Here is a 21,202-nt window from a genome sequence, read left to right as displayed (position 1 = left end):
GCAATATAAAAAAACATAATATAATATATTTTCTAATTTTGTATACCCTTTATAGAGTTTTGTTGTTATCAATTTACTTTTATATTGATTAAATATGGCTATATAAAAGGGTACAAATGACAAAATAAAAACAAAGTGTCAAAACATCTTGACAAAAATATGAACATGGCTATACTACAACACAGATAAGTAAACACTGTTAATTTAATCCAAAATCGAGCTGATTTTGAGTCCTTAAATAGAATTAATAAATATTAGCCAAAATACAGTGTGTTAATAGCAATGAACATTTCAAAAAGTATAAACCATGACCTACGTCGTCGTTGACGGGCTCGTGATGTCCCTTGCGGATTATCGCGAGTACGTTCAAAGCAAATAATTGCTTTGAGTTCTGCTTTTATCGCGAGATGAAAAGCCGAGGTAGAGAAAACTACCTTTTGAACAGAAATTACAACTGCTCGATAGAGTACTTGTAGTAAATCACGGATAGACGTTCTATCCGTCCTCTGTCTCGAAGTGCGTACTTCGACTGATGAGCTTAAAAAAGCGAAACAGTGGTTCTTTTTAACGTTTTGTGTAGCTACGAGTGCCTTAATCTCTAAAGTTAGGACGTTTATAACTATGCAAAACACACAAAAAGCAAAGGTAACATGGGTTAAGTGCTGGGGTTTTGCCCCGGGTGGTGGATTTGCCTATATGGCTTATTTCCAAACCGTTAAGACCCTAGAGGAAGGCTGTGCCTTCGTCTTTTCAAATACAACCTTAAGGGTTGAAGACTTCATTTTTGTCAAAAGACAAGGTGAAGATTGGAATGAGGTAGAAAATTTTGATGATAAATACCTCGAAATGTTATGTGAATAGCGTAATAAAGCACATAAACTGTGCAACTCTGCCCGTTGAGTGAACGGGTTCTGTCATAAGATGTGTATCTTGTCTGACGATGGTCAAAAGACCGAAACAGAATTCAGGGTTGATTAACCTTAAGTGGGGGGGGGTAGGTTATAGCTTTGACATTGACAAACCCCCACCTTCTGATATTATCCATTAGACGCCTTTTGGCGGTTTTTTATCCCAATCTTCTTTTTGATTTAAGGCAGTATTAAGAATCAAACATAATTAAGCTAAACTACTGAGAGAAGCACTGGGGATAAAATTTAGAAACTTATTAATTTAATTTTTATTAATTGGTGAGTATAAAGATTTATGGAGATATCCATATAAATATCGATATATTCATTTAATTATCAAGCAAATATATGGCAATAGAAATTTTTGATCGTTCAAAGCCTCACGTTAACGTGGGTACAATTGGACACGTTGATCACGGAAAGACTACATTAACTGCAGCTATTCTTAATGTTCTTAACAGAGCAGGTATGAAGGCTACAATTAAGTCAATCGGAGATATTGACAAGGCCCCAGAGGAAAAGGCTCGTGGTATTACAATTTCACTTTCACACAGTGAGTACACTACAAACGCAAGACACTATGCTCACATTGATGCACCAGGCCACGCCGACTACATCAAGAACATGATCACAGGAGCTGCTCAAATGGACGGCGCAATCTTGGTTGTTGCTGCTACTGACGGACCTATGCCACAAACTCGCGAGCACGTTCTACTTGCAAAGCAAGTTGGTGTTCCAAAGATTGTTGTATTCATGAACAAGTGTGACATGGTTGATGATGCAGACATGCTTGACCTAGTTGAGGCAGAAATCAGAGAGCTTCTAGCAAAGAACGGATTTGACGAAGATGCACCAGTTATCAGAGGTTCAGCGCTTAAGGCACTTGAAGCTCCAGGTATTGATGATGAATGGTCAAAGAAGGTTCTTGAATTAGTTGACGCTCTAGATAACTATATTCCACAACCAGTTAGAGAGACTGATAAGCCTTTCCTTATGCCTATTGAAGATATTTTCTCAATTGAAGGAAGAGGAACAGTTGTTACAGGTAAAATTGAAAAAGGTATAATCAAGATCGGTGAAGAAATTGAAATCATCGGACTACATGATACTCAAAAAACAGTTGTTACAGGTATTGAAATGTTCAACAAGCAATTGTCAGAAGGTCAAGCTGGAGACAACGCTGGTATTCTACTAAGAAGTGTTAAGAAGGATGATCTTGCAAGAGGTCAAGTTCTAGCAAAGCCAGGATCAGTTAAGCCACATACAGATTTTGAAGCAGAAGTCTATATCCTTAAGAAGGAAGAAGGCGGTCGACACACTCCATTCTTCTCAGGTTACAAACCTCAGTTCTACGTACGTACAACTGACGTAACAGGAGAGGTTACTCTAAAGGAGGGCGTAGACATGGTTATGCCTGGTGATACAGTTACTTTCAAGGTTAAATTGGTAGCCCCAATTGCTCTTGAAGACAATACAAGATTCGCTATTCGCGAGGGAGGTAGAACTGTAGGAGCCGGCGTTGTAACTAAGATCGTAGCCTAACTCTAGTTGAATTTTACTCAGAAACTATTAAAAAAACCGCCATTATGGCAATAAAAGAAGCACATAAAAAGAAAACTGCAAAAGAAGATAGCGTATCAAGACTACGTATACGTGTTCGTGCGTATGAGTCAAAAATCATTGATGCATCCATTAAACAAATTATGGATACAGCTCTAAGATTTGATGCTACTATCGTGGGTCCTATTCCACTTCCTACAGAAATCAAGAAATATACAGTAAATCGTTCATCGTTTATTTTCAAAAATTCACGTGAGCAATTTGAGATGAGAACACACAAGCGTCTGATTGATATCATCAATCCAAATGCAAAGGTGATTGAAGCTCTAACTAACTTGAGTCTGCCATCAGGTGTGAATATCGACGTAAAAATGATGTAGTTTTACTTTCTTCAGTGAATCCCCCAAACTATCATGAAATTTATTCTCGGAACAAAACAGAATATGACTCAGCTTTTTGATGAAAAAGGCAATGTCCACCCTGTCACAGTTCTTAAAACCTCTCCTATGGTTGTAACGCAAGTTAAAACTACAGATAAAGATGGTTATGAGGCTGTTCAGATTGGATTTGGTTCAAAAAGTCCACGTCGTATTAACAAGCCACAAAAAGGACAGATGAAAGATCTTGGTAATTTCCAATACCTAAGAGAAATTTCTGGTTTAAAGGATTCATCAATTGGTGATGACGTTACTCCAGAACTTACTCCTGGGGAAAAAGTGGAGGTGTCAGCTATTTCAAAATCAAAGGGATTTCAGGGTGTTGTAAAACGCCATGGATTTCACGGAGGCCCACGTTCTCACGGTCAAAAGCACAGTGAGCGCGAGCCAGGTTCTATCGGTGCCGGAGGTTACCAACGTGTATTTAAAGGTACACGTATGGCAGGCCGTATGGGTGGTGATAGAATAACCGTTAAAAATCTAACTGTTATTTCATACAATAAGGAAACCGGCGAATTATTTATTCGCGGGGCAGTTCCTGGTCGAAGAGGCACATTAGTAGAAGTGCGCGCCTAGCACAATTATCTTAACCTTAAATTAAATTTATGGCACAAACATCAAGAAAAGCAGCTGCAATCAAAGTCGCAAAGACAGAGAAAGTAGTAAAAGCTAAAAAAGAGAAAGTAGTAGCTCCTCTAGAAGGAACTATTTACGATGTGGGAGGTAATAGTGCTGGCACTGTAGCTCTTCCAAAGGAAATCTTCGGAATTCCTTGGAACGCAGATCTTGTCGCTCAAGTTGTAAACTCAATACGTTCAGCTGCGAGACAACCACTTGCACATACAAAAGATAGAAGCGAGGTTGCTGGAGGTGGTAAAAAACCTTGGAAGCAAAAAGGTACCGGACAAGCCCGTCACGGATCATCTCGTTCTCCAATCTGGGTAGGTGGAGGTGTTGCTCACGGACCTCGTAAAGAGAAAAATTACGACAGAAAAGTGAACAAGAAAATGAAGGCTAAGGCACTATTTACAATTCTTTCCGCAAAGTGGAGAGATGGTGAGATCCTCTTCGTCAAAAATCTAGAATTAGTTGAACCTAAGACAAAACTTGCGTTAGCTATGATAGATAGACTCTCAAACGTTAAGGGCTTTGATAAGTTAGCAACAAAGAAGAAAAATGCTGCTCTTATTACAGTTCCAGCGCTTGAAGAAAATGTAAAGCGAGGATTTTCTAATCTAGGAAGCTTCGAAATTTCAGAGCTCCGAAATATTAATCCAATATCGCTTCTTCAGCATAAGTACTTGGTCATTGCTTCACCTGAAGACGCGTTTGTTACTCTTATGTCAAAAATAAAGTAACCAACACCCTAAATAAAAAAGCTATGACAAAGATATCAATCAAGAAGCATCAATTGGAAGTTATAAAGTGCCCTCGTATTACTGAAAAGGCAACTGTAAAGGCTGGTGAAAACCAATACGTCTTTGAAGTTACTCCAAGGTCTACTAAAGCATCTATAGCTAAATCTATTGAAGCGCTATACAAGGTAAAACCTGTAAAAGTTAACATCGTTAATACTCCTGCAAAGGCAGTATTCGTTCGCGGAAAGGTCGGAAAGAAAAGTGCTATTAAGAAAGCTTATGTTTTCTTAAAGAAAGGCGATAAAATAGACCTAGCATAATCAGCGTGAAACGCAAAGTAAAATAAATTATATGAAAAGATTTAACCCAACAAGCCCCTCACGCCGAAACATGGCTATCGTTAATTACGCTCAGATTCTTACTACTGACGAGCCATACAAGCCCCTTACAAACGGGTTTAGACGTGGATCAGGACGTAACAACACTGGACGTATTACAACTAGACACAAAGGTGGAGGTCACAAAAGACTTTATCGTCAAATAGACTTTAAGTATGACAAGAAAGATATTCCTGCAAAGATCGAAACAATTGAATACGATCCAAACCGTACATCATTTATTTCTCTCGTAACTTATACTGATGGAGAAAAGCGATACGTCGTTTTGCCAAAGTCACTAAAAGTTGGAGATAAGTTTATCGTTGGCGAGAAGGTTGAAGTAAAAGCAGGTAACAGACTTCCATTAAAGAACATTCCTGTTGGAACATTTGTTTACAACATAGAATTGAAATTTGAAGGAGGTGCTAAGCTTGTTCGTTCAGCTGGTTCTTTTGCTGAAGTTATTGCTCATGACGCGGGTTACGCCCTTGTTAAGATGCCATCAACTGAAGTTAGAAAGATACTAGAAACTGCATGGGCTTCAATTGGAGAGGTTTCAAATGATGAAAATCGTTTGCAAAATATCGGAAAAGCTGGAGCTAGTAGACACCGTGGTATCAGACCTACAGTTAGAGGTACTGCCATGAACCCAGTTGATCACCCCCATGGAGGAGGAGAAGGTAGACAAGGAAGAGGACGAAGACGTGCTATTTCTATCTACGGAAAGCCAACTGGAAAGGGACAAAAATCAAGACGCGCAAAGAAGTACTCAAACAAACATATTGTTACAAGAAGAAAGGTAGGAAAGAGAAGATAATATTTTGTTTGATTAGCAGAAGGCTGGTCTTAATAACAAAAACCCCGCAGAAATGCGGGTTTTTTGTTTGTCTGTTTTTGACAAAATTTTTAAGGAGTGTAGTCTAAAGTAGGAGTGCAAATAGCATCCTTACATAGGTCATCTGACCGCTGAATAAGTACACAAACCTCAAAAACACAAAACTATGAAAGAGTTAAGTTCAGTAAAGACCGGGCGCAATGAGTACTTGAATAATCTTTATCAAATTTGGGGAGTCGGCCCAACACCAGACGAAAGAATGGCTTTTCTCGATAAATTTTTTGGGCCTGTAGGAGGAAACATTGAAGGCTTGCCAAAGGAGATTCAGTTACAATCATTGGAAGCTTTTCATATTGGTGAAGAAGATTGGGGTAGCTATACCAGTGAAAGGGGGCTCTTTAGCGACAAGTTCTACTGGGAACATGGTGTTGGACCAGATCCAGCTTTCCGCTTGCGTTATTGGGAGTCTAACCTTCCTTTCAAGAACTACCTCTTGGATTACGTATCTGTTGCAGATCTGCCTCCTTTGGAGCGTCTGGAAAGGTTTGAACAGCGTTATATCTACAGTGAGTTTGCCGACGGATTATCGTGATTTGTATACTAAGATTTGAAGTTTTAGCAAAGGCTCGGCGGGGGAACCCCGCCGAGCCTTTTAATATATGAGTCTTTTAAATTTTGACAAAACTGCATGGCGTTATAAAATAAAGTACGGAGTGCAAAATCTGCTCCTTCTATCGACCAAACGGGTCAAATCCAAAGTATCAACCTCTCACCCTCAAAAATATGAAATTTTTAGATATGTCTAAAGCTCGATTTTTTCGTGTTTTGTATCAGATTTGGGATGTTAACAGTATTCCGGAGGAAAGACTTGCTTTTTGGGTTAATATTCAAGAAGCTGATTCCTGCATCCTTGATCTTGAAGTGCCAATTAGGAAAAAAGTTGAGATGTTAGAAAACCTTTATTTTGCAAGTCAAAAGCTCTCTGGGACTAGAGATCAGGTAAAGCAAAATCTGATTGTAGAAAAGTTTTATAAGGAAAATGGGGTAACTCTAAAGGAGATTCAGCACCTGCTCCATTTTTGGGAATTTACTCCACTTTGGCAGCAATTTAGAGAGGACCATCCTTCAATTGTATTACTTCCAATGTGGGAAAGACTTCGTTGTTATGAGCAGCGGTTCATTATTGCAGAAGCTGAAATCGAAGCGTTTAAAAGCGTATCTTGATCGGCAATTTATTTAGGCTCGGCGGGGTTACCCCGCCGAGCCTTCACTCCCCCTTATGATGAATAATTTATATATAATTACTAATTTTCTATAAATTATTGTTAATAGAAACAGTAAAAAAAACGGCAAAAAAAACATCAAAATTTGGCCATTTTAGTCAAAAACCCAAATTAGACCATAATCTTTACAATAATAGTATCGAAATGCCTAAAATAAGCCTTTTAGTGGTTGACACTTTCATTATTTTTGCTAGTATACGTTAACTGGCTCAACACGGGCTATTATTTTCACACAAACAATGACAAGATCACTAAAAAAAGGACCATATATAGCCCCAAAACTTCTAAAGAAGATAGAAGGCAAAAACCCTCAGACAACTGGGGTAATTAAGACTTGGTACAGAGGAAGTCAAATCTCACCAGAAATGGTTGGGTTTATCTTCGGTGTACACAATGGAAAGACTCATGTTGAAGTTCTTGTAACAGAGGAAATGGTAGGTCACAGATTGGGAGAATTTTCACCAACAAGAAAGTTCGTTAGACATGGAGGAAAGATGCAGAAGGAACTTGATGCTGCAAAGAAGCAGTCAGAAATAACCGCAGCTAAGTCAGCTAAGGCGACAACAGCAGCTCCAGCTAAAAAGAAATAATTTAATAATAAGTCAAAGTCATGAAAGCAATTTTAAGTAATTATAGACAATCACCAAGAAAGGTAGCCCTAGTGGCTGGGTTAATCCGTGGTAAAACTGTTGCACAAGCCCGTGTTGCTTTAAAGTTTGCAAACAAAAGAGCTTCTCTTCCAATAGGTAAACTATTAGAGAGTGCTGTTGCTAATGCAAAAAATGTTGGAGTAACAAATCTTGAGTCTCTTAAGATCCAAGAAATACAAGTAAACAAAGGTAGAGTTCTAAAAAGAAGTATGCCTCGCGCTCGTGGGTCAGCTTCAAGAATCAACAAGCGTTCAAGTCATGTATCAATAATCCTTTCTGAGGGTGGCGTTGCTCCTGTAGCTACAAAGGCAGTTGCAAAAGCATCTAAAGATGAAAAGACAAAAACAGCTGTTAAAGCAGTTTCAAAAACAACTCCAAAGGTTGAAGTCGTAAAGGAATCTAAAAAAGATAACAAATAATAATATAATAAATTAGTATGACACATAAAGTTCACCCATATGCACATAGACTAGGAATTATCAGAGACTGGAAATCTCGATGGTTTTCAACTGATGCAAAATTCCGTAGTAACCTTAAGTGCGATATTCTTGTAAGAGAATGGCTACAAAAGAAGATGCGTGGACAATATGTTTCAGATATTGAAATTGAAAGAAATGACAAAACATTTCGTTTGATTATTAAAACATCACGCCCAGGAATCATAATCGGAAGAAATGGTGAAGGAGCTACAAAGCTTAAGAAAGAGGTTGAGAAATTCTTGAGAAAGAATGGTGAAGATGTAACAACATTACTTAAACTAGAAATAGAAGAAGTTAGATCACCAGAATCAAGTGCTCCTATCGTTGCACAAATGCTTGCTGAAGGTCTTGAGAAGCGTATGCCATTTAGACGTGTTATGAAGCAAATGGTTGAGAAGGTTATGATGTGTAGAGAGGTTAAGGGAGTAAGAGTTTATATGACAGGTCGTCTTGGGGGTGCAGAAATGGCAAGAACAGAAAGTCTTAAGAAAGGACAAATTCCATTGCAAACTCTTAGAGCAGATATTGACTATAAGAACTACGAGGCCAACTTACCTTATGGAAAGATCGGTATAAAGGTCTGGATTTATAAGGGTGAAGTTTTCAAGAAATAATTAATTAAAATATTACCATGTTAGCACCAAAAAAAGTAAAGCATAGAAAGTGGCAAGTACAACGTCAAAACCCAAAGAAGGTTAGAGTGGAAACTCGTGGGCTTGATGTTAGTTTTGGTTCTTATGGGTTAAAGGCAACTAGCCCTTACCGTATAACTTCAAACCAAATTGAAGCTGCTAGAAAGGTTATTTCAAAAACTCTTGGAAAAACTGGACGTATGTGGACTAGAGTATTTCCTGATAGACCTTTTACACAAAAGGCTGCTGAGGTACCTATGGGTAAAGGAAAGGGAGATCCAAAAGGTTTCTGCATGGAAATCAGACCAGGAAGAATTCTTTTTGAGGTTGATGGTGTAACAGAGGCAATAGCAAAGGATGCCCTAATAAAGGCAGGTAAAAAATTACCAGTTACTATTCGTGTAGTAAGTAGAGAGCAATAATAATATTTAAATATAAAGAAATGAACGATTTTAAAAATAAAAACAGAAAAGATTTGATGAAGACCTTATATGAAAAAAAGGATTCTTTGCAGACCTTCCGTTTCAGCGGAGCAGGTTCAAAATCTAGAAATGTTAAAGAGGGACGTAACACAAGAAAGGATATTGCTCGTATCCTTACAGAATTAACTACACAAACTAAAGCTGGAATCCTTGAAGCTAAAAAAGCAGTTAAATAATTGCAATATAAATAAATTATGAAAAAGACAATTAATACAACAGAAGAAGTTCAATCAGTAGCATCAAATAAAAAAGTGCTTGCTGGTGTTGTGACTTCAAATAAGATGACAGACACTATTGTGGTATCTGTACAACAATATGCAAAGGTTCCTAAGTACAATAAGTATGTTAAGTCACACAAAAAGTACAAGGCTCACGATGCTGGAAACACAAAGAACATCGGAGACAAAGTAGAGATTGTCGAGTGTCGCCCAATCTCAAAGGATAAACACTTTAAGTTAATTTAATCTACCAATATGTTACAACCACGATCAATAGTTTCAATAGCAGACAACTCCGGCGGAAAGATAGGCCGTGTGTTTAAGGTTCTTGGATCTTCAAAAAAGAGATATGCTGAAATCGGAGAGATAGTAGTTATCTCAATCCAAAAAGCAGAGCCAAGAAAGCCTGTAAAGAAGAAAGACATTCACCGCGCTGTGGTTGTTCGTCAAAAGAAGGCCTTCAGAAGAAAGGATGGTTCTTATGTTAGATTTGATGAGAACGCAGTTGTTCTAATTGATAAGACAAAGGGTGAGCCACTTGGAGGACGTGTTTTCGGACCAATTCCAAGAGAGTTGTCAGAAAAATATCAAAAAATCGTTTCTTTAGCAGCGGAGGTTGTATAAATCGTAAAATATTAATAATTGCAACATAAATTTAAAAACATGAAAATCAAGAAAGGAGACAACATAATAGTGATAGCTGGTAGAGATAAGGGTAAAACTGGAAAAGTTGCCAGAGCTATTCCTGATGACTCAAAAGTTGTCGTTGAGGGTATTAACCTTCTAAAGAAGCATATGCGTGCTAAAAGTAGTACTCAAAAGGGCCAAATTGTAGAGGTTGCTATGCCAATTCATGTTTCTAACGTTGCAATCGTTGTCGGCGGTAAGCCAACTCGTGTTGGAAGTAAGGTTATTGGAGACAAGAAGGTTAGAATAGATAGAAAGACAGGGAAGGCAATATAGTTATTGATTATTAAAGAAATATTATGAAACATCAAACAGTAAAAGAAAAAGCAGCAAAAACATACGAAACCCTAAAGGGTGAGTTTGGATATACAAACAAGCTTCAAGCTCCAAAGGTATTGAAGGTTGTTCTTTCTGCAACACAAGGTTCAATTAAAGATCCAAAGAAGAAGGCTTTGATTGGAGACCGTCTAACAAAGATTGCAGGACAAAAAGCTACTCAAACAGCAGCTAAGAAATCTATTGCATCATTTAAGGTTAGAGAGGGGGACATTGTAGGATGGCAAGTTACTTTAAGAGGTGAGAGAATGTGGAGTTTTATCGAGAAATTGGTAAACGTTGCACTTCCTCGAACAAGAGACTTTAGAGGAATTAAAGTTACTGCTATTGATTCTATGGGTAATTATACTCTTGGAATTAAGGAGCATACAGTGTTTGCTGAGACATCTGATGAGGAATTAAAGGATGTTTTCGGATTTGCTGTAACTTTAGTTACAACAGCTAAGACCAAGGCCGAGGTTAAAGCATTAATGGATTATTTTGGCTTCTTGTTCCGAAAGGAAGACGTTAAATAAACGTTGACTTTAGGGCATTAAACTGCTAGGATTCAAAAACACAAAAGATATGGCAAAAACATCAACATTCGTAAGATCACTCAAAAAACCAAAGTTCTCAAGTCGTATTGTGAGACGTTGTTTCAGATGCGGTCGCGTTCACGGTTACATGCGAGACTTCGGTATGTGCCGTATCTGCTTTAGAGAGGCTGCTAACGAAGGCAGAATCCCAGGAATTAAAAAATCATCATGGTAGATCCAATATCACAAATAATAATACATATTAAGAATGCAAATGTAGCTGGTAAAGCTACAACAACTCTTCCTTATTCAAAATTAAAAGAGTCAATACTTGAGGTTCTTAAGAGAGAAGGTTTTATTAAAGACTACTCAAAAAAAGGAAAGAAAGTTTCTAAGACTCTAGAAATTGAATTAATATACGTAGATGGTAAAGCAAAGATTGAGGGAGTTCAACAAATCTCAAAGCAATCACGCAGAACATATACAAAGGCTAAAGAAATTAAGTCAGTACTTAATGGTTATGGAGCTTTGATTCTGACAACACCTAACGGTATTATGACAGATCGTCAAGCAAGAAAGGAAAAGGTCGGAGGTGAGGTTTTGTTCAAAATTTGGTAATTTAAATAATATGTCAAGAATAGGAAAACAAATAATAAATATCCCGGAAAAAACAGAAGTTATCTTCAATGATTTTCTACTAACTGTAAAAGGCCCAAAAGGTACTCTTTCAAGAGAGATTAGACCAGGGTTTGATATTAAAGTAGAAAATGGAACAGCAACAGTTATTCCACTTAAGCATGACCTACAAGCAAGAGCTTTATGGGGAACTTATGGTTCACACCTTAAGAACATGGTTATAGGAGTTACTGAGCAATTTACAAAGAAGCTTTTGTTAGAGGGTATTGGTTATAAAGCTGAGGTTGTTGGAAATCAAATCAATCTAAACCTTGGTTTCTCTCACCCAATTCACGTTGCAATACCAGAGGGTGTAACTGTTACTACAGAAAAGGGACAGGTTATCTTCTCAGGTTGTGACAAAGAAGCTGTTTTTCAACTAGCTTCACAAGTTAGAGCATTGAAGAAGCCTGAGCCATATAAGGGTAAGGGATTCAGATATGAAGGAGAAGTAATTAAGAGAAAGCAAGGTAAGAAAGCTGCATAATCTGCATAAAGTTAAACCATAAAAGTCATGAAAACTAAAATTATATTATCATCAAGAGACAGACGAAGAAAGCGAATACGCTCAAAGGTTATTGGTAGTGCAGAGCGACCTCGTTTATCTGTATTCAAATCAAATGCATATATTTATGCACAGTTAATTGATGATGAAAATGGTAAGACTTTAGCTGCAGCTTCTTCACTTAAGGATAAGAAGGGAACAAAAACTGATTCTTCATTAAATGTAGGTACAGAAATTGCAAAGCTTGGAAAGGCTGCTGGAGTTTCAAAGGTGGTTTTCGATAGAGGTGGATTTAATTACACAGGACGTATCCGTTCATTAGCTGACGGAGCACGTCAAGGCGGATTAGAATTTTAATATAATATGAACGATACACTTAACAACAATACAACAGCGGGAACAGAAGCAGCGGTAACTCCAGTAGCAGCTACAACTGCTCCATCAGCAACAGCTCCAGCTGCAAGACCTGCAGACACAAGAGGAACTTTTTCTAGAGGGGGAGCTCGTGGTGGCGCAGGATCACGTGGACCAGGAGGCCCAGGTGGAGCACCCAGAGGACGTGGAGGACCAGACAGAAGAGGAGGACCAAGACGCGAACCTAGAGCTAAGCCTGAGTTTGATCAAAAAATGATTGACATCAGACGTGTTACTAGAGTTTCTGCTGGAGGTAGACGTTTCAGCTTTGCTGTAGCAGTTGTTATTGGGGACAGAAAGGGTAAGGTTGGTGTTGGGACAGGAAAAGGAACTGATACATCACTTGCTGTTGAAAAAGCTGTTAGAGATGCAAAAAGTAAGCTTATTACCATCCCTCTAACAAAGACAGGAAGTATTCCTCATGCAGTTGTGTCTAAGTACTGTAGTGCAAGAGTAGAAATGATGCCCGCACTAGGAAAGGGAGTTGTTGCTGGTAGTTCAGTTCGTGACGTTATCGTTCTTGCTGGTATTACTGACATCAATGCAAAGCTTCGTTCAGGTACAAAAAACAAACTAAACAATGCACAAGCTGCTATCAAGGCTCTTTCTTCATTCAAGAAGGCAAGAATTTCATCATCAGCTACTGCTGAGGTAAAAGAAAATTAATATTCAGACTATAATCAAATTATTATGCAATTACATAACGTAAAATCAAAGACAAAAAGAGCGAAGTCAGTCCAGGTTGGACGTGGTGGAAAGCGTGGTAAGACTTCAGGACGTGGAACAAAAGGACAAGGAGCTCGTGCTGGTAGAAAAATCAGACCTGAACTTCGTGATACTATTAAAAGAATTCCAAAGCTTCGTGGTCTTGGTAAAAACTCAAACAAGTCTATTCAAGTTAAGCCAACAATTGTTGATGTAACTAAGCTTGTTGTATTTAAGGCTGGAGAGAAGGTTTCACCACTTATGCTAGCTGAGAAGGGTATAATTTCTGTATACAAAGGACGTCTTCCTCGTATAAAGATTTTGGGAAAAACTGAAGAGGTAATCCCAGGAGTAAATGTTGTAGATTGCGGTGTTTCTGCTTCAGCTAGAGCTTCAATTGAGAAGGCTGGTGGATCAGTTAAATAGTAAGTTTTCAGTTAATTATTGTAATAATCGGTCAGTTCTGACCAAAAAATATGGAAAAATTTCTTCTAAAACTTAAGCATCTTTTTTCAGACAAAAGTCTGCGTAATAAAATTCTTTTTGTACTAGGTGCTCTTTTGGTCTTTAGATTATTTGCTAACATTCCAATTCCTGGTGTTAATCAAGCTGTTCTTGATAACTTTTTAAATAATAATCAGTTCTTCGGTCTTATGAGTATGTTCTCAGGAGGGGGACTTTCAACTCTTTCAATTGTAATGCTTGGAGTAAGTCCTTACATTACAGCCTCAATTATAATGCAATTGAGTACAATGCTTTCACCTAAAATGAAGTCAATGATTTCAGAAGAGGGTGATGTTGGAAGAAAAAAGTTTAGCTTCTATTCTAGAGCTCTAACTATACCACTTGCTGTTGTTGAGGGTTTTGGTTTCCTGGCGCTTTTACAAAAGGAAAACATTGTTGGTCATCTTGGTGGACTAAGTTTGATTACAAACGTAGCTATCATTGTAGGAGGTTCTATGATTCTTATGTGGATTGGTGAGCTTGTTTCAGAGTTTGGTATTGGAAACGGTGTTTCACTTATAATCTTTGCAGGTATCGTAAGTAAGATTCCACAAGCCTTTGGACAATTACAATACATTTACACAGACGCTTCACAAATACCAATGTTCATAGCTATGGCTGTGATAGGTTTAGCTGCAATACTTGGTGTTGTCTATATTACTGAGGCAGAGAGGCCTGTGCCTGTAACTTATGCTAAGCAGGTTAGAGGGGGTAAGATTTATGGTGGTTCATCAACATACCTTCCATTTAGACTAAACCAAGCTGGTGTTATTCCAATTATCTTTGCATTGTCTATCTTGTTGTTACCTCAAATGGTATTCAATATGCTTGCATATACTGGAAATCCAATGATTGCTGAAGCTTCAAAAGTTTTGGCATCACTGATGCAAAATCCTTGGATATATTCAGGACTTTACTTTGTATTAGTATTCTTCTTTACATATTTCTATACAGCTGTAACTTTTGATCCAAAGACAATCTCAGAGAACCTACAAAAGGGTGGAGCTTTCATTCCTGGAGTTAGACCTGGAGATCCTACAACTGAGCATTTGGCTAAGATGGTTGGAAGACTGACTCTTGTTGGTGCGTTGTTCCTAGGATTAATCGCGGTTCTTCCTCCTGTTCTTCAAGCTGTAACCAATATAAAGATATTAACAATTGGTGGAACATCTCTTTTGATTGTTGTTCAAGTTGTTATTGATCTAATTAAAAAGGTGGATGCACAATTGGCAATGAGAGAATACTAGGATAGCCCTTGTAAAAGTTATATGATTTAAAAGACGCCCTAAGGGCGTCTTTTAATGTGCAAGAAAAAACATCTGATTGTATATAAAATATTTTATAGTTATAATTAAAACATGAATATTAAAAAGTATGTTGTTTTGTTTTCGATAGCTATAATTGTTGCTGGGGGATCAGTTGTTTATTATAAATCTAATCTATCTAGTAATTCACTAGTAGATTTAGAAAAGTTGGCCGTCAAATCTGATATAGCTAAGACTAACCCTTTATCTTCTGTTGACAGCGTTTCATCACAAAAGTATCTTGAAATGAGTCGTTCAGACTCTGTAAAAAAAGATTATGTGAGTGCTCTAAAAAATATCAAAAAAGCTATTGAGCTTAATCCAAATAATTCAATAGCATATGCTGATCTTTCTGGTATTTATTATGAGATAGGTAAATTTGATGAATCACTTTCAGCTAGACAATTACTAATTGAGTCAATTCCAAAAGATCAAGGTATAGATAGAGAAACCAAACCTCTTATGATTTCTGTTGCTTACATGGGTCAAGCTTTTGTGTATAATGATCTTAAACAAAATGATAAAGCTGTGCTTGCTATACAGAGCGCTTCAGAAGGAGTTGATCCTGCTGCAAATTTTGTTGTAAAATCTTTCTTCCAAAGTAAAAAAAGTACTGAGTCATTTAAGAACCTTGCCGATTATCAGCCGTATAAGAATATTGTAAACAGTATTCTAAGTAAAACTATTTCAGAACCAGAGGAACATCTCACTTTTACACAATCAGTTTTATATGGTAATAATGGGCTAGCCTATATTTTTCTGCCAAAAACAGCTCATGCAAGTTGGTTTAAGAGTCTCTGGAAAGCCGTAACAAACGTTGTGTCTAAAATTGTGCAGACTGTAGCAGATGTGTTTTCTTGTGGAGTTTTAGATTCTGTTGGTGTCGGGGGTTTTATGGCTAAGGGTTGTAATGGTGGTGGCACTTCTGGTGGCACAGGCGGAACTGGTGTGGTTACACCTCCTATTGCTGGTGTCTGTGGAACTGGGTCAGCTGGTGCTTGCTCCTCTGGATCGTCCAATGGCGTCAGTCTTTCTGGTGTTCATAACAGTTGGACATGTGCTGGTTCAAACGGTGGCGCTACATCGGGTACTTGCGACTATCGAGTTCCCGTGACTGTATCTTGCTTAAATCCTGATCCTGTTGGAATTAATAAACCCGTTACATACACAGCGTCACCATCTGGTGTTCTTACTCCTACTTACACCTGGTCAGGAGTCTTGGGAACACCTGCAAATGGTGGGGTAAACTTCACTACCGCAGGTTATGATACATACGGTGGACATTCAGGTCCTTCCGTAACCGTAACAGATAGTGACGGAGTAAGCGGTTCAAATAGTTGTACAGCACAGATTGGATGTAGAACGTCTAGAAAGACTAGTTATTGTTATAACGGTATTGTAACGAGATTTTCCTGTGTTGGAACAGATTGGAAACCTTCAGAGACAACATCACCTGATTGTAATAAGGATGGAACAAATAATACAGACAAGATAGGGTGGATTGACGGAAGAGGGAATAATGGTTTTGACACCACAGTCTTACTTCCTAAGATAAATGTTAAGTCCTTCAAAGTTATCCCAAATACAGTAGATGAAGGCAAAAAATGCCCAATACAGCTACAGGTTGAGAATGTTACAAAGTGTTATGTAAGAAATAAATATGGTCAGGTTTCAGTACAACCAGACGCCTTAGCTGTTGTAGGTAATAAAATAAATAGTTCTTCTACAGAATCTGTTTCAGTCGGTACACACAGATTATTTTGTTTAGGCTTAGGAATAGATGAATTATCAAAAGACGCAGTGGATAAGTTTGTTGTCGTGGGTACGAGTACTTGTTATTCTAATGCTGTTTCTACTGAAAAATAATTAAAATCGGGTAGACCAATAAAAGTTTCGATTTAACAAAATATATGCGATAATAAAAGTATGTCACAACGTACTTTTATTTTTATTGGTAGATCTGGATGTGGAAAGGGAACACAAGCCAAGCTTTTGATTCAGGAAATTGAAATAAGAGATCCAGAAAAAAGACCAACATTCTATCTTGAAACTGGTGCAAAGTTTCGTGAGTTCATTAAGGGTGATAAATATTCAAACAAACTCGCTGCTAAGCTTTTGCAGGATGGAGAAAGGCAACCAGATTTTTTGGCTATTTGGAATTGGGCCTCAGTTTTTGTGGATCAAATGGATTCAGAGAAACATTTGATTGTAGATGGTATGCCCCGTTCATATCAAGAGGCTGTTATTTTTGATACAGCAATAGACTTTTATAAAATTGCAAAACCAACTGTTATTTATATTAATGTAAATAAAGATCACTCAAGAAAGAGATTAGTCCTTAGAGGAAGAGCTGATGATATACAGCCTGAAGTTCTTGAAAGAAGACTATCTTGGTTTGATACTGAGGTGATTCCTGCTATTAATTATTTCAAATCTCACCCAGGTTATCAGTTTATAGAGGTGGATGGAGAGCAAACAATTGAGAAAGTATTTATTGATATAACAGCTCAGTTAAGCTGGTAATCTGATTTTGTAAAGGCCGCCTTGTAATTATAGGGTGGAAGCGGCCTGCTAGTAATTTAGTATCTTTAGGAGTAAAGTAATATATATGACAAAGACATCGCCAAAAAAGCCTTTAAAAACAACAACTATTAAGCCATTAGAAGACATTGCTATTCTAAGGGTTGCTGGAGAGAAACTGGCTCGCGTTCTTGATTCCCTGAAGAAGTCTGTAAGAATCAATATGTCATCTTCTGAGCTTGAGGATTTGGCACGGGAACTAACTGAGGCAGAGGACGCTGTGCCATCATTTCTAGGATACACCCCAGCTATTGCTCACCGTCCATATCCTGCTGCACTTTGTTTGTCTTGCAATGATGTAGTTGTTCATGGTATTCCAAATGAAAGACCTTTTATCATAAAGGAAGGAGATGTACTTACATTGGACATGGGTATTTCATATAAGAACCTTTTTGTTGACGCCGCTATTACAATCCCCGTTGGCGAGGTGGATATTAAAGGAAGAAAACTAATAGAGTCTGGAGAGGCTTGTCTTGATGCTGCAATAGAGGCATTAAAGAATTGGCCAAAGGACCATCCTAAAGGGATTAAAACGGGTGACGTTGGATATGCTGTAGAAAAGGCGTTAGCATTTTATAGAAAAACATATGGCTTTAATATTGTAGAAATATTTGGAGGACATGGTGTTGGATATTCTGTTCATGAAGATCCATTTATTCCCAATTATGGAATGAAAGGGCAAGGTGTAATTTTAAAACCTGGAATGGTTATTGCAATTGAGCCAATTATTGCAGAAGGAAAGGGTGTTGTTAAAATTGATGACGATGGTTATACATACAGAACAAAGGATGGAAAAAGAGCAACTCATTCTGAGCATACTATTTTGATTACAGACTCTGGCGCAGAAGTGTTGACCACTATATAATATAGTTAATGGAACCAAATTTTTCAAATGAAACTCATGAAGGTAAAAATTTTTCTTCTCCACAAGAGGAGTTGGAATATTTAAGGGCATTAATTGCCAAGAAAGAATCGGGCCTGACTTCTCACCCAGAAAGTCCTGAGAGATTTGAGCAGAAAGAAGATTTGATAGAAAGAGAAATACAAGACTATACTTTAGCTGATGCTAAAAAAGTTTTGCATGAAGATTTTCAAATAGCTGATTCAAAGGCAGAAGAAATTATTTTAGATTTAACTCCAGAAACTCATGATAAGAAAATGGAGGAGTTGCTGACTATTCTTCTGGAGAAGGGGATTCTAAATGCCGTGAACATCGCCAGAGGTTTTGGTAGTCCTCATATCGATAGTGATTTTCATAGGTTTCTTGTGGAGTATGTTAAGAAAGGTTATGTAACTCCTGGGCTTAAGGGAAAAAGTCCTCTTGATAATATTTTGAGAAAGACAGTATATGAGATTCAACTTCCTGAAAATAAGAGTAAGGATGGCGATTCTAAGCGCCCTCTTAAGGAGTTGTTGTCATCAATGGAGCAATTCTATGCCGGAATGCTTGCTGTCTCTGGTGGTGGTTCTACAGGGCAAACAGATGAAAGTGATCAATTTTCAATTGAGCTATCAATGTCAGAAGGAGGTGAAGAATTTATCTTCTATGTTGCAATTCCGGACAAGAAAAACCAACTTTTTGAAAAACAATTTCTTTCAATATTTCCAGATGCAAAAATTGTAGAAAAGAAGGATGAATATAATATCTTTAATCCAGATGGAGTTACCTTAGGATCAGAAGCGACTCTTTCTAAAAAAGAAGTTTATCCAATCAAAACTTACGAACAATTTGATTATGATCCATTGAATGTTATTTTGAATACTTTTAGTAAAATGGATAAATTTGGTGAAGGGGCAGCAATTCAAGTCATCTTTAATCCAATCGGGGACTACTATAATAAAATTTACAGAAAGTCATTGAATGATATTCAAAAAGGAGATAAGTTAAAGGACGCAATTGATATTCAACACACAGTAATGGGCGAATTGAAAAAGACTGCAAAACAAGAGTTTAAAACAGTTTGGAAAGAAATGATTCTGGGTCAGAAGAAAGATGAAGGCGACAAGCCAAAACCTGTTGATACTATTGCTGTTGAGCAAATAACCAATAAACTATCTTCGCCCGTAATAGAATCGAATATTAGAATTATTGTTTCTGCAGCAAGTAGAGAGAAGGCGGATGCTACGCTTACTGAAATAGAGTCATCGTTCAGTCAATTTAATAATTCCCTTGGAAATGCACTAATCTTTAAAAGAAGTAAAGATTCTTCTCTTGCTGATTTAGTTCATGATTTCTCATATAGAGTTTTCAATAAAAATACTATACTACCACTGTCCCTGAAGGAGTTAACAACAGTGATGCATTTCCCTGTGGAGAGTGTTGTTATCGATTCTCAATTAAGACAAACAAGAGCAAGTACAGGGCCTGCTCCTGTTGGATTATCGAAGGAAGGAATTTATCTAGGTGATAACGTTCACAGAAATCTAAAGACCCCAATTTATTTTAGTAAGGAGGATAGATTAAGACACCTTTATGCCGTTGGACAAACTGGTACTGGTAAGTCTTCATTTTTGAAAAATATGATGATTCAGGATATTAAAAATGGTGAAGGTATTTGTTTTATAGATCCACACGGAAGTGACGTCCAAGATATCTTGTCTCATATTCCACCCGAGAGATATGACGATGTTATTTACTTCGACCCAAGTTATGTAGATAGGCCTATGGCTCTTAATATGTTGGAATACAATAAAGATATTCCTCAGCAAAAAATATTTGTGGTGAATGAGTTGTTCGGTATTTTTCAAAAACTATATGCTGGATCCCCTGAATCAATGGGTCCAATGTTTGAGCAATACTTTAGAAATGCAACCATGCTTGTTGTTGAAGATCCAGAAACCGGATGTACATTACTTGATGTTTCAAGAGTGATGGCTGATAAAAAGTTTAGAGATTTGAAGGTTTCAAGATGTAAGAATCCTGTGGTTGTTCAATTCTGGACAGAACAGGCTGAGAAGGCTGGGGGAGAAGCATCACTTGCTAACATGGTTCCCTATATTACATCTAAGTTTGACGTTTTCCTTGCTAATGACATTATGCGTCCAATAATCGCGCAAGAAAAATCTAGTTTCAACTTCAGAGATGTGATGGATAATAAAAAGATCTTGCTTGTTAACTTAGCAAAAGGATCATTGGGGGACATTAACTCATCACTAATTGGACTTGTCTTGGTTGGTAAAATATTGATGGCCGCACTTTCTAGAGTTGACTCATTTGGAAAAGATTTTCCTCCATTCTATCTATATATTGACGAGTTCCAAAACGTAACCACACCTTCAATTTCTACGATTCTTTCTGAGGCTAGAAAATATAAACTATCATTAAATATTGCTAATCAGTATATTAGTCAGTTGGATGATAAAATTAAGGACTCTGTTTTTGGAAACGTAGGAACAATTGCAGCACTTCGTGTTGGTGCTGAGGATGCAGAGATTTTAGAAAAACAATTCTCTCCAGTCTTTACAGCAAAAGATATTATGAACATAGACAATATGAATGTGTATCTCAAAATGCTTTCAAATGGTAAGCCTGTAAGGCCCTTTAGTGTAGAATTCACATGGGCAACTGGCAGTAGAAAAGAGATTGTTGAAAGTCTAAAGGAACTTTCGTACTTTAAGTATGGTCAAGATAGAGCCGTTGTTGAGGAGGAAATTGCTAAAAAATTCAAAAAAGAGGAGTTACCAACTCCCGCCCCAAGAAATAATCCATTTGCTGATTTGGTTTAATAGGAATATCATATAGTTTATTAGGTAATAAA

At 37.5% G+C, this 21,202-nt stretch carries 29 protein-coding genes; all 29 read left to right on the top strand.

The features are described from left to right. The first annotated feature begins 621 nt into the window (after positions 1–621). The 29 genes from WCQ00_00695 to WCQ00_00555 all read left to right on the top strand — a co-directional run bounded on the left by WCQ00_00695 (position 622) and on the right by WCQ00_00555 (position 21,170). A complete protein-coding gene (locus WCQ00_00695; GenBank protein MEI6042073.1) occupies positions 622–861 on the top strand; it encodes a hypothetical protein in 240 nt (79 codons plus the stop codon). A gap of 395 nt (positions 862–1,256) precedes the next feature. After that, positions 1,257–2,450: an elongation factor Tu gene (tuf, locus tag WCQ00_00690; protein MEI6042072.1), complete on the top strand. Its 1,194-nt coding sequence runs from the start codon at positions 1,257–1,259 to the stop codon at positions 2,448–2,450. 44 nt (positions 2,451–2,494) lie between these two features. Continuing rightward, positions 2,495–2,848, top strand: coding sequence for a 30S ribosomal protein S10 (rpsJ, locus tag WCQ00_00685; protein MEI6042071.1), 354 nt, complete (start codon positions 2,495–2,497; stop codon positions 2,846–2,848). Between the two features lie 30 nt (positions 2,849–2,878). Next, positions 2,879–3,481 carry a 50S ribosomal protein L3 gene (gene rplC / locus WCQ00_00680; protein ID MEI6042070.1) on the top strand — a complete coding sequence of 201 codons (603 nt, stop codon included), beginning with the start codon at positions 2,879–2,881 and terminating at the stop codon, positions 3,479–3,481. Between the two features lie 29 nt (positions 3,482–3,510). After that, positions 3,511–4,263 (top strand): 50S ribosomal protein L4, encoded by a 753-nt coding sequence (gene rplD, locus WCQ00_00675; GenBank protein ID MEI6042069.1) that lies wholly within the window; start codon positions 3,511–3,513, stop codon positions 4,261–4,263. A 23-nt stretch (positions 4,264–4,286) separates the two neighbouring features. Next, positions 4,287–4,583 (top strand): 50S ribosomal protein L23, encoded by a 297-nt coding sequence (locus WCQ00_00670; GenBank protein ID MEI6042068.1) that lies wholly within the window; start codon positions 4,287–4,289, stop codon positions 4,581–4,583. A gap of 31 nt (positions 4,584–4,614) precedes the next feature. Further along, a complete protein-coding gene (rplB, locus tag WCQ00_00665) occupies positions 4,615–5,457 on the top strand; it encodes a 50S ribosomal protein L2 (GenBank protein MEI6042067.1) in 843 nt (280 codons plus the stop codon). 184 nt (positions 5,458–5,641) lie between these two features. Next, positions 5,642–6,067, top strand: a complete 426-nt coding sequence (locus tag WCQ00_00660; protein ID MEI6042066.1) for a hypothetical protein — start codon at positions 5,642–5,644, stop codon at positions 6,065–6,067. A 191-nt stretch (positions 6,068–6,258) separates the two neighbouring features. Continuing rightward, the gene (locus WCQ00_00655) at positions 6,259–6,699 is read left to right on the top strand and encodes a hypothetical protein (GenBank protein ID MEI6042065.1); all 441 of its coding nucleotides are present in this window, start codon (positions 6,259–6,261) and stop codon (positions 6,697–6,699) included. Between the two features lie 298 nt (positions 6,700–6,997). Further along, positions 6,998–7,348 carry a 30S ribosomal protein S19 gene (gene rpsS, locus WCQ00_00650; protein ID MEI6042064.1) on the top strand — a complete coding sequence of 117 codons (351 nt, stop codon included), beginning with the start codon at positions 6,998–7,000 and terminating at the stop codon, positions 7,346–7,348. Positions 7,349–7,368: 20 nt separating this feature from the next. Next, positions 7,369–7,827 carry a 50S ribosomal protein L22 gene (rplV, locus tag WCQ00_00645; protein ID MEI6042063.1) on the top strand — a complete coding sequence of 153 codons (459 nt, stop codon included), beginning with the start codon at positions 7,369–7,371 and terminating at the stop codon, positions 7,825–7,827. A gap of 17 nt (positions 7,828–7,844) precedes the next feature. Further along, on the top strand, positions 7,845–8,501 hold the full coding sequence (rpsC, locus tag WCQ00_00640) for a 30S ribosomal protein S3 (protein MEI6042062.1): 657 nt from the start codon (positions 7,845–7,847) through the stop codon (positions 8,499–8,501). 17 nt (positions 8,502–8,518) lie between these two features. Then, positions 8,519–8,941 carry a 50S ribosomal protein L16 gene (gene rplP, locus WCQ00_00635; GenBank protein ID MEI6042061.1) on the top strand — a complete coding sequence of 141 codons (423 nt, stop codon included), beginning with the start codon at positions 8,519–8,521 and terminating at the stop codon, positions 8,939–8,941. Positions 8,942–8,961: 20 nt separating this feature from the next. Next, positions 8,962–9,177 (top strand): 50S ribosomal protein L29, encoded by a 216-nt coding sequence (rpmC, locus tag WCQ00_00630; GenBank protein MEI6042060.1) that lies wholly within the window; start codon positions 8,962–8,964, stop codon positions 9,175–9,177. Positions 9,178–9,195: 18 nt separating this feature from the next. Next, positions 9,196–9,465, top strand: coding sequence for a 30S ribosomal protein S17 (gene rpsQ, locus WCQ00_00625; protein ID MEI6042059.1), 270 nt, complete (start codon positions 9,196–9,198; stop codon positions 9,463–9,465). 9 nt (positions 9,466–9,474) lie between these two features. Then, entirely contained in the window at positions 9,475–9,843 is a 369-nt protein-coding gene (gene rplN / locus WCQ00_00620; protein MEI6042058.1) for a 50S ribosomal protein L14, read from the top strand. A gap of 39 nt (positions 9,844–9,882) precedes the next feature. After that, positions 9,883–10,182: a 50S ribosomal protein L24 gene (gene rplX, locus WCQ00_00615; GenBank protein MEI6042057.1), complete on the top strand. Its 300-nt coding sequence runs from the start codon at positions 9,883–9,885 to the stop codon at positions 10,180–10,182. Between the two features lie 23 nt (positions 10,183–10,205). Next, entirely contained in the window at positions 10,206–10,757 is a 552-nt protein-coding gene (rplE, locus tag WCQ00_00610; protein MEI6042056.1) for a 50S ribosomal protein L5, read from the top strand. A gap of 49 nt (positions 10,758–10,806) precedes the next feature. Then, positions 10,807–10,992: a type Z 30S ribosomal protein S14 gene (locus tag WCQ00_00605; protein ID MEI6042055.1), complete on the top strand. Its 186-nt coding sequence runs from the start codon at positions 10,807–10,809 to the stop codon at positions 10,990–10,992. Then, entirely contained in the window at positions 10,986–11,375 is a 390-nt protein-coding gene (gene rpsH, locus WCQ00_00600; protein ID MEI6042054.1) for a 30S ribosomal protein S8, read from the top strand. The genes WCQ00_00605 and rpsH overlap by 7 nt, the downstream gene beginning before the upstream one ends. A 10-nt stretch (positions 11,376–11,385) precedes the next feature. Next, positions 11,386–11,919 carry a 50S ribosomal protein L6 gene (gene rplF, locus WCQ00_00595; GenBank protein MEI6042053.1) on the top strand — a complete coding sequence of 178 codons (534 nt, stop codon included), beginning with the start codon at positions 11,386–11,388 and terminating at the stop codon, positions 11,917–11,919. Positions 11,920–11,946: 27 nt separating this feature from the next. Further along, complete coding sequence (gene rplR, locus WCQ00_00590; protein ID MEI6042052.1) at positions 11,947–12,294, top strand: 50S ribosomal protein L18; 348 nt, start codon at positions 11,947–11,949, stop codon at positions 12,292–12,294. Positions 12,295–12,300: 6 nt separating this feature from the next. Beyond that, positions 12,301–13,017: a 30S ribosomal protein S5 gene (locus WCQ00_00585; protein MEI6042051.1), complete on the top strand. Its 717-nt coding sequence runs from the start codon at positions 12,301–12,303 to the stop codon at positions 13,015–13,017. A 24-nt stretch (positions 13,018–13,041) separates the two neighbouring features. Then, positions 13,042–13,482 (top strand): uL15 family ribosomal protein, encoded by a 441-nt coding sequence (locus tag WCQ00_00580; protein MEI6042050.1) that lies wholly within the window; start codon positions 13,042–13,044, stop codon positions 13,480–13,482. 50 nt (positions 13,483–13,532) lie between these two features. Further along, entirely contained in the window at positions 13,533–14,807 is a 1,275-nt protein-coding gene (secY, locus tag WCQ00_00575; GenBank protein MEI6042049.1) for a preprotein translocase subunit SecY, read from the top strand. 111 nt (positions 14,808–14,918) lie between these two features. After that, complete coding sequence (locus tag WCQ00_00570) at positions 14,919–16,730, top strand: tetratricopeptide repeat protein (protein ID MEI6042048.1); 1,812 nt, start codon at positions 14,919–14,921, stop codon at positions 16,728–16,730. Between the two features lie 60 nt (positions 16,731–16,790). Beyond that, positions 16,791–17,387 carry a nucleoside monophosphate kinase gene (locus WCQ00_00565; GenBank protein ID MEI6042047.1) on the top strand — a complete coding sequence of 199 codons (597 nt, stop codon included), beginning with the start codon at positions 16,791–16,793 and terminating at the stop codon, positions 17,385–17,387. A gap of 85 nt (positions 17,388–17,472) precedes the next feature. Then, on the top strand, positions 17,473–18,309 hold the full coding sequence (map, locus tag WCQ00_00560) for a type I methionyl aminopeptidase (GenBank protein MEI6042046.1): 837 nt from the start codon (positions 17,473–17,475) through the stop codon (positions 18,307–18,309). Between the two features lie 8 nt (positions 18,310–18,317). Further along, positions 18,318–21,170, top strand: coding sequence for a TraM recognition domain-containing protein (locus WCQ00_00555; protein ID MEI6042045.1), 2,853 nt, complete (start codon positions 18,318–18,320; stop codon positions 21,168–21,170). Positions 21,171–21,202 lie beyond the last annotated feature (32 nt).

This window comes from bacterium (genome assembly GCA_037127815.1).
Taxonomy (GTDB): Bacteria; Patescibacteriota; Minisyncoccia; order Phycocordibacterales; family CAIZLB01; genus CAIJKW01.
Note: the sequence above shows the minus strand (reverse complement) of the source record. Positions and strands in the feature narration are given on the sequence as shown.

Coding starts and splice junctions, on each gene's coding strand:
- WCQ00_00695 (MEI6042073.1), top strand. CDS start 622: ATGCAAAACACACAAAAAGCAAAGGTAACATGGGTTAAGTGCTGGGGT.
- tuf (MEI6042072.1), top strand. CDS start 1,257: ATGGCAATAGAAATTTTTGATCGTTCAAAGCCTCACGTTAACGTGGGT.
- rpsJ (MEI6042071.1), top strand. CDS start 2,495: ATGGCAATAAAAGAAGCACATAAAAAGAAAACTGCAAAAGAAGATAGC.
- rplD (MEI6042069.1), top strand. CDS start 3,511: ATGGCACAAACATCAAGAAAAGCAGCTGCAATCAAAGTCGCAAAGACA.
- WCQ00_00670 (MEI6042068.1), top strand. CDS start 4,287: ATGACAAAGATATCAATCAAGAAGCATCAATTGGAAGTTATAAAGTGC.
- rplB (MEI6042067.1), top strand. CDS start 4,615: ATGAAAAGATTTAACCCAACAAGCCCCTCACGCCGAAACATGGCTATC.
- WCQ00_00660 (MEI6042066.1), top strand. CDS start 5,642: ATGAAAGAGTTAAGTTCAGTAAAGACCGGGCGCAATGAGTACTTGAAT.
- WCQ00_00655 (MEI6042065.1), top strand. CDS start 6,259: ATGAAATTTTTAGATATGTCTAAAGCTCGATTTTTTCGTGTTTTGTAT.
- rpsS (MEI6042064.1), top strand. CDS start 6,998: ATGACAAGATCACTAAAAAAAGGACCATATATAGCCCCAAAACTTCTA.
- rplV (MEI6042063.1), top strand. CDS start 7,369: ATGAAAGCAATTTTAAGTAATTATAGACAATCACCAAGAAAGGTAGCC.
- rpsC (MEI6042062.1), top strand. CDS start 7,845: ATGACACATAAAGTTCACCCATATGCACATAGACTAGGAATTATCAGA.
- rplP (MEI6042061.1), top strand. CDS start 8,519: ATGTTAGCACCAAAAAAAGTAAAGCATAGAAAGTGGCAAGTACAACGT.
- rpmC (MEI6042060.1), top strand. CDS start 8,962: ATGAACGATTTTAAAAATAAAAACAGAAAAGATTTGATGAAGACCTTA.
- rpsQ (MEI6042059.1), top strand. CDS start 9,196: ATGAAAAAGACAATTAATACAACAGAAGAAGTTCAATCAGTAGCATCA.
- rplN (MEI6042058.1), top strand. CDS start 9,475: ATGTTACAACCACGATCAATAGTTTCAATAGCAGACAACTCCGGCGGA.
- rplX (MEI6042057.1), top strand. CDS start 9,883: ATGAAAATCAAGAAAGGAGACAACATAATAGTGATAGCTGGTAGAGAT.
- rplE (MEI6042056.1), top strand. CDS start 10,206: ATGAAACATCAAACAGTAAAAGAAAAAGCAGCAAAAACATACGAAACC.
- WCQ00_00605 (MEI6042055.1), top strand. CDS start 10,807: ATGGCAAAAACATCAACATTCGTAAGATCACTCAAAAAACCAAAGTTC.
- rpsH (MEI6042054.1), top strand. CDS start 10,986: ATGGTAGATCCAATATCACAAATAATAATACATATTAAGAATGCAAAT.
- rplF (MEI6042053.1), top strand. CDS start 11,386: ATGTCAAGAATAGGAAAACAAATAATAAATATCCCGGAAAAAACAGAA.
- rplR (MEI6042052.1), top strand. CDS start 11,947: ATGAAAACTAAAATTATATTATCATCAAGAGACAGACGAAGAAAGCGA.
- WCQ00_00585 (MEI6042051.1), top strand. CDS start 12,301: ATGAACGATACACTTAACAACAATACAACAGCGGGAACAGAAGCAGCG.
- WCQ00_00580 (MEI6042050.1), top strand. CDS start 13,042: ATGCAATTACATAACGTAAAATCAAAGACAAAAAGAGCGAAGTCAGTC.
- secY (MEI6042049.1), top strand. CDS start 13,533: ATGGAAAAATTTCTTCTAAAACTTAAGCATCTTTTTTCAGACAAAAGT.
- WCQ00_00570 (MEI6042048.1), top strand. CDS start 14,919: ATGAATATTAAAAAGTATGTTGTTTTGTTTTCGATAGCTATAATTGTT.
- WCQ00_00565 (MEI6042047.1), top strand. CDS start 16,791: ATGTCACAACGTACTTTTATTTTTATTGGTAGATCTGGATGTGGAAAG.
- map (MEI6042046.1), top strand. CDS start 17,473: ATGACAAAGACATCGCCAAAAAAGCCTTTAAAAACAACAACTATTAAG.
- WCQ00_00555 (MEI6042045.1), top strand. CDS start 18,318: ATGGAACCAAATTTTTCAAATGAAACTCATGAAGGTAAAAATTTTTCT.